Origin of the sequence: Flavobacterium zepuense, assembly GCF_007097145.1 — a bacterium.
Classification (GTDB): Bacteria; Bacteroidota; Bacteroidia; order Flavobacteriales; family Flavobacteriaceae; genus Flavobacterium; species Flavobacterium zepuense.
This window is the reverse complement of record NZ_VJVZ01000022.1, coordinates 1-12,298: the sequence shown is the minus strand read 5'-3', so window position 1 is coordinate 12,298 and position 12,298 is coordinate 1. Positions and strand designations below refer to the sequence as shown.

Sequence of the window (12,298 nt, the reverse complement as noted above, 5' to 3'; positions counted from 1 at the left end):
CATTCTTGTCACATTCGCCTTCCGCACCGGGCTGGACAGGGAAGCGCACTCCGCCTTAGGGCTGTTAATCTGCGTCCCACAATAGGTCCACCTCATTTTCTGTGAGGGTAACAGCGCCATATTTTTCACATTCCGATACGATCAGTTCATTGACCGAAGAGCGCAATGGTGATTTTTTTACATTGGGGTATTCAGCCAGTACCAGGTGCAGGTATGTTTTAAATTCTTGCTTATCGGCATTTCTTTTGGAGGCATCGGCGATGATGGTATTAAGCCTGCCGATCAGGTGTTCTACCTCCGCGAACTCATCGTCGTCATCGGCCTTTTCATAAGACTCGTTGGGCGTAGTTCTTTCCGGTTCCTTAGTTGTTACATGACCAGTAGGCAAAACCGGTGGGACTTGTTTTTTGACTTTGCCTGACAGCAGGTTTTTAAGGTCACCGGTATAATACCTGATCCCGATGAAGCAATAATAAATCCCTGATACTATGGCAGCACCCCCGAGGTACTCTGCCCATGAAATGTTGGTAAACATATGCGCTCATTTTTATCGTTTCACAATCAACCCATTCATTAAGAGCGGGTTGTTTAACTGATTTCTGAGAGCAAAGTAAGGGCGAAAAGCAAGACGGGTAAATTTCAACTTTTAGTTGCAACCCTTTTTGTAACCCTGAAACCCTATGAAAACAATGGGCTTTCAGTAGAAAACTTTCGCAAAAAAAAGCTGGCTATAATTTAGCCAGCCCTTGGTGTTTTGTATTAGGGGGAAAATAATATCACTATCATCAGTGAACTGATATATAATAACTTACTATCTTTATGCAAACCACCTTATTATGAAAAGATTAATTACAGTGATGCTTTTCTGCGCCACGTTTTTTGCCGCTGCGCAGTCCGATTACCGTCAGGTAGTCCTTAAGAGAAAAGGTGAACTGCACACAAAAGTACCTGCGGTCGATAATAAGGTTGCAGATAAAGCGCTGCAAATTTCCAGTTATCTTTTTAGCAGGAAAGAATTTCAGGATTCTGTCGCCAGGCTGAGCTTTCCTTATTACAATCATTGTAAGGATTGCGGCCATGGAAAAAACAAGGAAGAGGTTATTCAAGGTAAAATTATATTGGATAGTATATTCAGGCGGCCGGTTACTGCTTTAGAATTATATATCGAACCTGTCGGAAGAAAGAAGCCACGATTGAGAAGTGACCCTGAGAATAATAAATGTTTTGGTTTGGGCAATACTTGCCCGGATTCTTATATAACCTCATACTACGAAAATATTAATTGTGATATGGCGCATGAATTACCTTTTTCATGTGCTTATGCTGTCCATATTTCCCATGAGTACCTCCATTTTGTAGGTTACTGTCATAAAACAAAGGATGTTAACACAGACATCGCAGAAGCAGTTGGCTGGATAGCTTATTATTTCATTAAAAAGTGGTATGATGGAAAAGATGCAGGATTAATGCAAATTTTAGCAGAAGTATGATGAAAACCGCGATAAATATCTTTACTACAATGTCAGTCAACAGAACCAGCCATGCTCATAAAAAATACGTAATCGTGCTTATGCTTTCGATGATTACTGCCGCTTCATACGCACAGAAAGACATCAAATCAAAGCTAATCTCGGGAAATTGGTATTGCGTTAGTAAACAATGCGCAGAGACAACCTCAAAGTTTGTGCCTACGGATAAATCCGGGATCTCCTATATTCTCGGTTATGTTTTCAAAAAAGATGGCAAAGTAAATACTCTGCACGATTCACATGGTAGCGGAACATGGCAAATTGATGGAACAAAAATCATCATTAAACTACCTCCCGCTACTATAACCTACACGCTCATTCCTGTAGACAATGCCTCATTTTTAGTGCTTAAGCAAGATGATTGCACATTATATTTTGTTACAAATTATAATCCAAGACGAGTCCTGCACTAAAGATATTATAGCCTTCCCCGTGGTCTAAATTCTATCTTAGCTTGTCTTTTAATTTTGGATCATTTAATCGGTAAGATGGAACAAAATCAAGATCTTTGTACAACTTCATAAGATCCTGTTGTGAAATTTCAATAAGTTGTGCGGTTAATGTATCGCCGCGGCCTTCTTCCCAAGCGCTTTGCCAGATGATACCCATGGTGTGGATACCGTTGGCAATAGTCTGTTGGGTATCTGGGCCAAAATTATCATATAGATCTTTTACAGAACGGTTTCGAATAAAAACATCAACGATATCTTTTGGCGGCATTAAATGATAAGTTTTCCACATTAATTCCAAAACCGCCCTGGCAGCGTTTTTACCACCGGTAAAAAGTTCATTTGGGTTAAGTGCTGTTATCTTCTCATTCGTCTTTTCTAAGAATCGCTCTTGTGGTTTTTTGATGTAGGCATCCAGCATTTTAGTTTCATAAGCAGAATGCACATCTTTGCCGCGTCCATCCGGATAACCGTCATGAAGTGAAGAAATATGAAGGGGCTGGCAAGCGTCACCAACATAATGCGACATAGTGCCACCGGCACAGACAAATTTCTGAAGTTTAATTTCGTCCTTATCATTTCCTTTAAGAACATCAACCATCTCATTATACATTTGCCAAACCCTGAATGGCAAGCCGCCAAGACGTTTTCTTGTTCTTCCCGAACCATCCAGCTCTGGCTTCTTCTCATCCAACTGGCTGTAATAGTCCAGCCATTTATCAACATCTAAAAAATCAGCATTAACATTACCATGACTGTCGAAACAAAGGTCCAGCAATGTTTTATTCTCATATACCTCAGCATGCTGGTCATCCATATCCGCAAAATGGTTGCTGCTGTCTTTCGGCCTTTTGGTGCGCCAGTACATATCCGCAACATCCGCCATCGGCACAAAAGCATCGCTAAACATTCCTGGTGCTACGTTGCCACTAATTAAATCGGCATCTCTTATCCCGATATTACCAGCATTTTTTTCCAAGAGTTCTTTTAATTTTACATTTACAACGACAAGATAGGCGCCGAAACCGATTTTAAAATGACCTTTTTTGCCCCAGGTAAAATCAAGATCCAAATTCCAGTCGCGTACTATATCTACGCCTAGGTCGCGGCATACATGGCTTAGGTTGGTGGCAAGTGCAAAACCGATTGGCCCCGTAACGCCTCCAGGTTTGGAAATGGAGCGTTGTCCCCACTGCATGGCGACAGGAAGATACTCGATTTTTCCTTCCTCATCAGCCCGTTCGATAGTCCATACTGTTCCTGAATCACCATGTTTTGTAGGCAATGTTTCCTGTCCATCCTTAGGGCCAATAAGGAAATCAGCAATGTAATCATACCCACCAATTGATTTGTAACGATAAAATAATGCAGCGATTTCGCCCTCTAGCTTCCCTGAAACAGCACCAAATGCAGAAACGTCGAGGCCAATGAGTTTTAAGCTTATATTTTTGCTGTGTAGATCGACAACTTTTCCCAGTCTCCCTAAACCAAAAATATCAGTCTTCCATTTATTGATATCGTTAATTTCTATCAGTCCTGCATCAACATTAATGAACAAATTCTCTTGCATCCAATCATGATAGACCGTTTGAAATTTGGTATTTCCGATGCTTATACCGCTACTTGTCCCTGCTTCAAAGAGCTCATCCCTTAAGCGGGTGTAGATTATATCTCCCGTACTACCCAGCACATGCTTATTGGTCAGTGCATAGTATTTATTACCATCAGTGACGATGCACCCGATAGAAGCTATTTTTTTGATGCCCTGGCTGTCAATTATAAGGGGATACCCGCCACCAATAGCACTATCCGGAAATTGGAGCTTGGTTTCATCTACAAGAATATCGCTTTGCTCTTCAACTGGGGCAGCGACAACACAAATCGGCACTATCCGGCCATCCGGCATGTAAATATTCTTGGGAATAGCCTGGTTATAGTCACCTTTTCTGAAATCGCTTTCGTGTAACCATTTTTCAACAAAAACAAGGATGCATGGCCATGATTCATCAACTATCATGGAATTGCTTAAAGTGCGTTCAGACTTTACAGGAGTCTTATGATCTATAAAGATCTTTCCATCCTTTACATTTTCCTGTCTAATTCGGTACCTGCCTATAGCTGTACCAACAACATTAACTTTACTCATTAAATGCACGTGAAAAAGGTCACGTGCTTCCAAAAGGTCTTTTACAGAGAGGTTGTTAAAAGAAGTTCTTTGTTCGATAATGTTTTTCATTGCGATAGTAAGGTTTATATCGCTCTAAATTAACTATTTAAATACTACAAAACCCTGTAAATCAGAATTTAATGTTTATTATTTTGTTAAGGTTTTAACAAATCAACTTCGGGACGGTACTTTTGATCATTAAGGTAACTCCCATATTTCAAGGCTCCCTTTTTACAATGTCCCATCCTGTATCAGATAAGGCGAAAATTGCAGTTTTTTTAAGGGGTTCGTTTAGGTTGTTTTTTGCCAATACAGCAAAAGGTGTAAGATTTTTGTAAACAACAGTATATTCGACAAGGATAGTGTTGTGCGCTTGATCGGGTATCAACGCAGTAATTTCCCCTATTCCTGATCAGCGAGTCTTACTTGTTGGATTTTATCTGAACGATCACCATCCGAAACGGATAAAAAGTAAGGTTTTGCTTTTTCGGTAAATTCAATATAAGGCTTTTTAGCGAGTACTTCCTTAATATTAAGTTTGCGGTTTACTATAACTAATCCTTGTTGTTCCAAGCCTTTATCAAGCACCTTTTTTGCATGGGCGCGATCACGGCAAAAAATGTAGTGTCCGGCAGCCCTTGGGTATGGTCCGTCCTTTTGTAAAAATTGAATAGCTTCTTCCGTAGTGAGTTCCTTTTGTGTGCAACCAGTAAGACAAAGAACTGCAATTAAGACAAATGATAGATTCTTCATAACTTTATAAATTTAATATTCCTTTATTTTCTTTATAATACGCTCCAGTGCCTCAATAGCAATGGCCTTGTCACGTTCTTCAGCAACATAAGATTGTGTACGCATCCCCTTGTAGGACAGATTTTCACTGTGAGGTGTCGAAAGATGAGGAACGATAGTTTTAAAAACCTCGCTTAGAGACCTCGCAACCAGTATCCTCAACTCGTCAGCCGCCCGCAATATTAGCCCTGTTTGATCCGAGGATAACTTTACTAATACCCGCAGTTGGTTTATTTCTTCTTTTTTGTCCCCTTTTTTTAAAGTTGTTACATCCTCCTGAGTAGTAAATGACCATTTTAGCTTCATTTCAAAATACCTGATTTCCTCATCAAACCAACCATCAAGTACTGTTCCTAAATGGTGATATCCAGGGTTGAGTACCAAACCTGGTTTTGGACGTATCTGCCGAAATGCCTTTTTGTAAAGTAATAAGGTGTCCAGTTTCTCTTTAGGCTCTATAAGATGATCGATATCCTGCGTTATTTTTTTGATGAGCAGCTTAATAAATGCTTTGCTATTGTAGTTAAGGTAAATAAGCATCTGTTCCACTGGTGTAAGAAGCGCTTCAGGTTCATTTTTCCAGCGTATCTCATTAAGGTGGCGGAGCAACTCATCTTTATATCGCAGGTCCCTGTAACGTATTTTGAAAGTTATAGGAATACCGGAGGCAGCAAAACGTCGTAATCTTTTAAAAAGTTCACCGGCCACCATCTCTTCAGGATGGGAGAGTATTTTTTGCTCGATAGTGTCCAGCCTGCCAACTATTTCCTTGCGTTTCTTTGAAAGTGAAACCATTGGAACCCGCTGTTCCAAGCTATTGTGCTCAGGGAAATAATCATGCAGGAACGCTATCATGGCCTCCAGTGCGTTGATGTAGCTATTGTAAAAGTCATCTGCAATCTTGGGTACCGCGTTTTGCAACTCCTTTTTAAGTAAGGTTTCATCAAGAAGCCGAGTCAGGCTACTGTTGTAACGCTGTATGAGCATCCTGATCTCTTTTTCCTGGCTGAGGGCAAATGCCTGTGTTTTTAAAAGTAATTGCAGCCGGGCTATTTCGTCTCTAAGCTGTTTGCCAAACAACCTGAGATTCGTCTCAGTCTTTTTAGTGCCTTGCTTTTCGAGGAATCTATGTGCAAGTAATTCCAAACCTTGCAAGGGATAATTGTAATGATTCGCCACTTCATTGGTGTCAATCTTCTCTTCGGGTAATGTATTCATTATAATAATTATTGTTTGGTTTCACCACCACAATAAGAAGCCCAATGCCAGAAACACAGTTTTTCAATGTTTTACAATTCGTTGTAAATGAGTTTTTTATCGATAATCTGCAATAAGTATTCACTTACGTAATTGGGGGAGTCAATCCAATTTGTGGGGAGTTCAACATTAATTATGGGGAAGTCAACATATTTTACACAGTTGATGTTGAGCAATTTGCCTTAGTAATCAGGGCGTGTAGGGTTTTCAGGCTAGTATTGTATCCAATTCTGTACCGCTTATCGATCCATCCAGGTCTTAAATGAAGTTACACGGTCCTCACTGACAATATGCAAACGCTGGTGTTCTTCAGGTATTTTTGTATCTGCCGGGTACAGTTCCGGTTCTGGAAACAGTTCAAGTGTTTTATTCTTTCCGCTCCTGTAAAACTTGCAGGAATTGTAGTTTACGATCATCCTGCGGTTGATCCTAAAGAACAGTTTTCTATCCAGCATATTTTCTAAATCTTTCAGAGGAATGTTTAGTTGGTGGCTCTCGCCAAGGGTGGCCATATCAAAAGTCCTCATAAATACACCGCCTTCCAGTATGAAGAAATAGCAGGCAGTCTCCAACTTCACGGGAATGGACTTAGTATGGCTATCCACTACAATAACCTGTTTTGTCGGGCTTTCGGTAACATAGGCAATAGTTAAATCATCATCGCTATTTTCTTTTATCCGATTGTTATCTCTCGGCGCTGTGACGTGTTTAAGGCGAATAAAGGAATTCAGGCCAAAATAATAAATATTGATCACTAATATCATCAGTACAACCAAGGTGTAATCCTGGCTGAGATAGCTTGTTTGGAAAATATTCCGGTCAAACACCCAAAAGAAAAAGGCAGCTAAAAAGAAGGCCAGTATTGAGGGAGCCCCAAATGCTACAAGCAATTGCCATAGAAGGCGAAGTAATGTATTGTTATGCCAGTCATATTTTCTGTCAAGGCGGACAGTCACGTAGTACACATATTGTATGAGTAACATTGCAATGATCCAGCTTCCAATAAAGCCCCTCAAATAGGAAATAGTAAAAAGCGCCTCAAAAAAGCCTTTATCGATGTTGTACATTACAATGATATGGGCTGCCACTGCTCCAAGGACCAACCTGAAATATCCGTCTTTATATTTTATTTCCAAATCACTACACTTTTCGCTTCATTAAATCGATACGTACGAATTTAACACTATCATTAAAAGCAATTATAATTAAACTGTCAATTAATAATGTGTCGCTTGACTCCGTATGGCCATTTAAGTATTATTGTTTTACATCAACATTTACACTTATGGCAAAAGCACCTTTCACTCCCGATGGCGTAGCTGCAAAAGTCGCAGAACTCTACGCCCTGAACCAGACACAATTAAATGCCCAGGCAGATTTAGTCCTTTCCAACTTCAAGGATTGGGTTGACGACAACTTTAATCTAACAAGTGCGCAAGGCACCTACGTAACTGCCCTTAACGGCACGTTTCTTAACGAATTAGCTATTGCAACTTCAGATAGCCTGCGAAAGCGACACACCGTTAAGCTTGATGCTGAAGATGGCGGTGATGGCGGCGAAGGAAGTAAGTTCTTCAGGTTTCAAAAATGCCTTAGGGGCACCTACAGCGCCGGGGCAGTAAATGAGGTTGTTGGGGAACTCTTATTGACAATAACCTATGAGTAGCCCTCGCATCCATTGAAAAACCAAGAAAAAGAGGCATAACATTATCGTTTATGCCTCTTTATTTTTTTAAATCATTATATTTAACAATCGCTTAATACTATTGACTTATTGACCGGATGAAATTAGTGCCCCAACATGATGAACTGGACCTGCTCGTAAGATTAAGGGATGGTGACCATGCGGCCTTCGAGGAAATCTACCACCTCTATAAAGCGAAGATGATCGCCAATGCACTGCGGCTACTTAAATCCCGTGAACTTGCTGAAGAACTCCTGCAAAACCTTTTCCTTAAAGTATGGGAGCAGCGTACAAGGATCGATACCACACAACCCCTCAATGCCTTTCTTTATAAAGTTGCCCAGAATATGGCTTATGATCTTTTCCGCAAGGTTAGCCGGGATAAAAAGTTGCAGGAACACCTGATCGCTGCAACCATAACTTCATACGACCATATTGAGAAACATATTTTCAGGAAAGAGAACCTTGAAGAGCTAAATAAAGCGCTCAGCTTATTACCACCACAACAGCAAAAGGTATTTACCCTATGTAAGCTTGAAGACAAAAGCTATGAGGAAGCGGGGCGGATATTGAACATCACACCAGGTACCATCAACAACCATATGCACAGGGCGAACCTGTTCCTGAAAGAATACTTCTCCAGGCGGTCACGTTCGGGCATAGCTGTTACACTCATCGCATCTGTAATTTGTGAGAGTTTATAAAATAAATGGGTACACTGTTAAAAGGTCCCCACTTATTCCGATAGTTAATTATCCAATATTACTTACCGAAAGATCACAAAGTAAGAAGTTGCTGCGATCTCTACATGCCTGAACAAGGCATTGAGTTATCAAATTAACAAGCGTAATTAAACGCAGGGTTTAGACGGAAGCAAATGAAACTATATCCCATTTACTTCAGCAAAATGTAGATGTCTAAAACACATCGAAATATTACTCAGTTGATATTTAATTATAGAATATCCTGTTCCAGGCTTTAAGTACAAAGCTGGTGATCTCTTTACGCGTCTCCAATGTTGAGGGCATCCTCTCATTTAAGATGAACTCCAGTTTATAAAAAGTATCAGTGCTGGTCAGCCCCTTCCTTGCGAAAAAAACGTTGATATAATTAAGTACATGGTATCCGTTTTTAATATCGATCACATCGTCATCTGACGAGCTTATTTCAGTAGCCACATCTTCCGGCCAATTGTAGGTATATCGTAGTGACATCTTTGTAAAAACAGGCATTGTATAGCATGTATTAGGTTATGTTGGGTTGTTGTTGTTTTGGAGGGTTACAAAATTACTTCATTACTAAGTTTTTATGTTACGGCTTTTCCACACATTTCTTATAATTAAGGACATTGAGACTTTCTAAACTGAAATATTTAGAGTAGTCAATAAAAAATGTTTATTGGCTGTATGTTTTTTACTCTTGCGGCGTATTACCAATAAAAAAGAGCTTTGGAAAGAAACGAGCGTGTTCGGGTCCTATTTGATAAGTACCTGACAAGTCAGATATCTGAAGAAGAATTAAATGAGTTACTTGACCATTTTAATATTTCTGAGGACAAGGGTATCTTAATGGAACTGATAAGCGAGGAGTTATCTAAAGAAAACACGCTTAACAATCAAGAGGGTATTATCGGTGATATTGATACCAGCCTGCAAAAGAAAATCTTTAGCAGGACAAGACCCGTAAGCAGGATCAGAAAATTACTCCCTGCCATTTCTATTGCCGCAATGATACTATTGGGGCTGTCCTTTGTTGGGATCATGTTGGTGATGCGGTCAAAAAAGCAGGAAAATGTAGTAGTTGTAAAAAATCGAAATGACATCGCTCCGGGCCGTAGTGTTGCCACTCTTACACTTAGCGATGGCAGTAAGGTAGATTTGAATAGCATAAAGAATGGCTCTATTGCAAAACAATCGGGTACCACAATTTCCAAAACAGCAGATGGACAGGTAATATATACTAATACAGGTAAATCACTAGCACTTCAGTACAATACCATTGAAACGCCTAAGGGTGGCGAATACCAGGTAGTACTTCCTGACGGAAGTAAGGTTTGGCTAAATGCCGCCTCGTCTTTGAAGTATCCTACCTCTTTTAGTTCACTAAAAGAACGCAATGTAGAACTGACCGGTGAGGCCTACTTTGAAGTTGCCCATAATAAAGCGCAGCCCTTTCGGGTAAAAACAGCAAAGCAGACCGTGGAAGTATTGGGAACTCATTTCAATATCATGGCATACTCTAATGAAGCAGGCACAAATACAACATTGTTGGAGGGCTCCGTAAAGGTTAGCAGTGGTAATAATGCAAAGATCATTAAGCCGGGCCAGGAAGCTATAGTACGGCAGGATATAAAAGTACAGGAAGCTGACACGGATGCTGCCATAGCCTGGAAAAATGGACGAACCTATTTTAAAAATACTGACATCCCAATGATGATGCGTACCATAAGCAGGTGGTACAATGTTGAAGTAATATACCAAGGCGAGGTAACCCATGAATTGTTTACAGGCGGTATTTCACGCAAATCTAATCTATCGAGCCTTGTAAAAATTCTGGCATCAAGTGGTATACATGCCAGCATCGAAGATCATAAACTGATTGTGAAACCCTAACCAATTTGCCTATGCTCAAATAAGAAGATCAAGTTTAGTTAATGCCCAACAAGGGCTGGGATTACTTCCAATAGTTCCGGCCCGGCAATGGGGCTCTTAAAATGAGCAAAAAAAATCCTTCTAACAAATTACTATTAACGCTAACACGGAATGAAACCTCTCTAAACTCCAACATAAAACACCTGCGAAAGCTGTCCGAAGGTTAATTAAGTAAACTTTCTCCTTCGATTCACCACATTTCTATCTATAAAATTTAACTACAGAACTGTGGTCTGGCCATGCTTTGCACTTTATTCAAATTTCAATACTTATAATAAAATTTTAAAAATTAGAACTATGCCATTACAACCATTCACCCCAGCAGGGGTAACCGCCAAAACAACTGAATTATACGCCCTATCTACAAGCCTGCTTAATGCCCAGGCAGATTTGGTAGAAGCCGATTTTAAAGATTGGATCAAAGACAACTTTTCATTAACCGCAGCTCAGATAACTTATGTCACGGGTATTAATGACCATGCTGCAAAATATTTTGGTGCACAATGTTCCGTTGCTTTCAGGGCTAAGCTAACAATTACGCTATCTGTCGGTGTGGAGCCTATTGATCCTGCGAATAAGTGGGTGGTGTCGCAAGACTCACTAATAACTTCAACCAATAGTGCCGGCGCATTGGAAACGATAGGTTCGCTCACCTTTAAAGTTGAATACCGTTCATAAACAGTCCTCATTTTTATTATTCAATATAGCTGTGTGTTTTTTCTTTTACGAGCGTACTACTACTAAAAGCATATAGCCTGATTCGCACAAATTGTGGTAACAAAAGTAACCTTTAACGTGTGTGGGTCCTCGACTAAAAAGGGCCGGGAGTGCTTCCAACACTCACCGGCCTAACGTGGGGCAACACCGGCGAGCCGGTTCAAATCCTTCTAACGATTTAACTATTAACCCTAACTGAAACAAAAGTATGCAAATTTTTACGCTCCCCCACAGGGGGCGGCTTATTAAAACACTTCTGATTATGAAGCTTATTGTACTTCTTATCTTTCTGGCTTGTTTTAAAGTGTCTGCCTCTGTTTATGCACAAAATATAACCCTTAACGAAACCAATGTGCCGCTGGTTAAAGTTCTTCGGCAAATTGAAAAACAAAGTGGCTATAGTTTTTTTTACAAAAATGAGCTATTGAAAAACACTAATCCTGTCAGCATTCATATTCAGGATGCTGAACTTGTTGATGTGCTGGAACGCTGCTTTTTTAACCAACCCTTAAGTTACGAAGTTGTAGATAATACGATCATCATAAAGCCCAGGGAAAAGACCATAAAACAAAAGATTAAAAGCTTTCTCAATATACCACTAAATATAAAAGGACGGGTTACCGACACAGCAGGCCGGGCCTTACCGGGGGCAGTCATAAAGATAAAAGGAACTAATTTTGCCGTGACTGCTGATGATGAAGGCGAATTTGAGATGAAAGGAGTAAGTGAAGATGCGGTGTTAGTTGTTACCTATATTGGGTATATTACCACTGAAGTGCCAGTTAGCGATATCAGTGAGAGTCAGCTAAGGATTGTGCTAAGATCGAACATTGCGGAATTAGAATCAGTTAATGTTGTATCAACAGGTTACCAAACAATCCCAAAAGAAAGGGCAACCGGGGCGTTTACTCAAATAGATACTAAAACGATCAACCGTAATGTAGGGATCAATATACTTGACCGCTTAGAGGGGGTCACCGGCGGATTAATACTAAACCGCGGACTGCCAACAACAATTGGAGCCAACAATCCAAAGCTTACCATCAGGGGCA

General features: G+C 40.2%; 13 protein-coding genes. 7 read left to right on the top strand and 6 right to left on the bottom strand.

Annotated elements, in window-relative coordinates:
• Positions 1-64: 64 nt before the first annotated feature.
• Entirely contained in the window at positions 65-535 is a 471-nt protein-coding gene (locus FMM05_RS20620; protein ID WP_143375320.1) for a hypothetical protein, read from the bottom strand.
• Positions 536-836: 301 nt separating this feature from the next.
• On the opposite strand from FMM05_RS20620, the gene FMM05_RS20615 reads away from it, so the two are divergent.
• Together FMM05_RS20615 and FMM05_RS20610 are read left to right on the top strand one after the other, a co-directional pair.
• Entirely contained in the window at positions 837-1,490 is a 654-nt protein-coding gene (locus tag FMM05_RS20615; RefSeq protein ID WP_143375319.1) for a hypothetical protein, read from the top strand.
• Positions 1,487-1,942 (top strand): hypothetical protein, encoded by a 456-nt coding sequence (locus FMM05_RS20610; RefSeq protein WP_143375318.1) that lies wholly within the window; start codon positions 1,487-1,489, stop codon positions 1,940-1,942. Before FMM05_RS20615 ends, FMM05_RS20610 begins: the two co-directional genes overlap by 4 nt.
• A gap of 31 nt (positions 1,943-1,973) precedes the next feature.
• On the opposite strand, the gene FMM05_RS20605 is transcribed toward FMM05_RS20610, so the two are convergent.
• The 4 genes from FMM05_RS20605 to FMM05_RS20590 all read right to left on the bottom strand — a co-directional run bounded on the left by FMM05_RS20605 (position 1,974) and on the right by FMM05_RS20590 (position 7,330).
• The gene (locus tag FMM05_RS20605) at positions 1,974-4,214 is read right to left on the bottom strand and encodes a Nal1-like putative serine protease (RefSeq protein ID WP_143375317.1); all 2,241 of its coding nucleotides are present in this window, start codon (positions 4,212-4,214) and stop codon (positions 1,974-1,976) included.
• Between the two features lie 333 nt (positions 4,215-4,547).
• The gene (locus FMM05_RS20600) at positions 4,548-4,898 is read right to left on the bottom strand and encodes a hypothetical protein (RefSeq protein WP_143375316.1); all 351 of its coding nucleotides are present in this window, start codon (positions 4,896-4,898) and stop codon (positions 4,548-4,550) included.
• A gap of 12 nt (positions 4,899-4,910) precedes the next feature.
• A complete protein-coding gene (locus FMM05_RS20595) occupies positions 4,911-6,155 on the bottom strand; it encodes a hypothetical protein (RefSeq protein ID WP_143375315.1) in 1,245 nt (414 codons plus the stop codon).
• A gap of 278 nt (positions 6,156-6,433) precedes the next feature.
• The gene (locus FMM05_RS20590; RefSeq protein WP_143375314.1) at positions 6,434-7,330 is read right to left on the bottom strand and encodes a LytTR family DNA-binding domain-containing protein; all 897 of its coding nucleotides are present in this window, start codon (positions 7,328-7,330) and stop codon (positions 6,434-6,436) included.
• A gap of 149 nt (positions 7,331-7,479) precedes the next feature.
• Between FMM05_RS20590 and FMM05_RS20585 the strand changes: the two genes are divergently transcribed.
• Positions 7,480-7,860, top strand: a complete 381-nt coding sequence (locus FMM05_RS20585; protein WP_143375313.1) for a hypothetical protein — start codon at positions 7,480-7,482, stop codon at positions 7,858-7,860.
• A gap of 116 nt (positions 7,861-7,976) precedes the next feature.
• A complete protein-coding gene (locus FMM05_RS20580) occupies positions 7,977-8,582 on the top strand; it encodes an RNA polymerase sigma factor (protein ID WP_143375312.1) in 606 nt (201 codons plus the stop codon).
• Positions 8,583-8,828: 246 nt separating this feature from the next.
• Here the strand turns inward: FMM05_RS20580 and FMM05_RS20575 are convergent, their stop codons facing one another.
• Entirely contained in the window at positions 8,829-9,110 is a 282-nt protein-coding gene (locus FMM05_RS20575; RefSeq protein WP_143375311.1) for a hypothetical protein, read from the bottom strand.
• Between the two features lie 216 nt (positions 9,111-9,326).
• Here FMM05_RS20575 and FMM05_RS20570 point away from each other — a divergent pair, with 216 nt between their 5' ends.
• The 3 genes from FMM05_RS20570 to FMM05_RS20560 all read left to right on the top strand — a co-directional run.
• Positions 9,327-10,490 (top strand): FecR family protein, encoded by a 1,164-nt coding sequence (locus FMM05_RS20570; RefSeq protein WP_143375310.1) that lies wholly within the window; start codon positions 9,327-9,329, stop codon positions 10,488-10,490.
• Positions 10,491-10,826: 336 nt separating this feature from the next.
• Positions 10,827-11,207, top strand: a complete 381-nt coding sequence (locus tag FMM05_RS20565; protein ID WP_143375309.1) for a hypothetical protein — start codon at positions 10,827-10,829, stop codon at positions 11,205-11,207.
• Between the two features lie 301 nt (positions 11,208-11,508).
• Positions 11,509-12,298: STN and carboxypeptidase regulatory-like domain-containing protein (locus FMM05_RS20560; protein ID WP_185965645.1), on the top strand; the 790-nt coding region annotated here is incomplete at its 3' end.

Excerpts from the sequence above, each read along its gene's own strand:
- FMM05_RS20610 (WP_143375318.1), top strand. The coding sequence starts at position 1,487 with ATGATGAAAACCGCGATAAATATCTTTACTACAATGTCAGTCAACAGA.
- FMM05_RS20600 (WP_143375316.1), bottom strand. The coding sequence starts at position 4,898 with ATGAAGAATCTATCATTTGTCTTAATTGCAGTTCTTTGTCTTACTGGT.
- FMM05_RS20585 (WP_143375313.1), top strand. The coding sequence starts at position 7,480 with ATGGCAAAAGCACCTTTCACTCCCGATGGCGTAGCTGCAAAAGTCGCA.
- FMM05_RS20595 (WP_143375315.1), bottom strand. The coding sequence starts at position 6,155 with ATGAATACATTACCCGAAGAGAAGATTGACACCAATGAAGTGGCGAAT.
- FMM05_RS20615 (WP_143375319.1), top strand. The coding sequence starts at position 837 with ATGAAAAGATTAATTACAGTGATGCTTTTCTGCGCCACGTTTTTTGCC.
- FMM05_RS20605 (WP_143375317.1), bottom strand. The coding sequence starts at position 4,214 with ATGAAAAACATTATCGAACAAAGAACTTCTTTTAACAACCTCTCTGTA.
- FMM05_RS20565 (WP_143375309.1), top strand. The coding sequence starts at position 10,827 with ATGCCATTACAACCATTCACCCCAGCAGGGGTAACCGCCAAAACAACT.
- FMM05_RS20580 (WP_143375312.1), top strand. The coding sequence starts at position 7,977 with ATGAAATTAGTGCCCCAACATGATGAACTGGACCTGCTCGTAAGATTA.
- FMM05_RS20620 (WP_143375320.1), bottom strand. The coding sequence starts at position 535 with ATGTTTACCAACATTTCATGGGCAGAGTACCTCGGGGGTGCTGCCATA.
- FMM05_RS20575 (WP_143375311.1), bottom strand. The coding sequence starts at position 9,110 with ATGCCTGTTTTTACAAAGATGTCACTACGATATACCTACAATTGGCCG.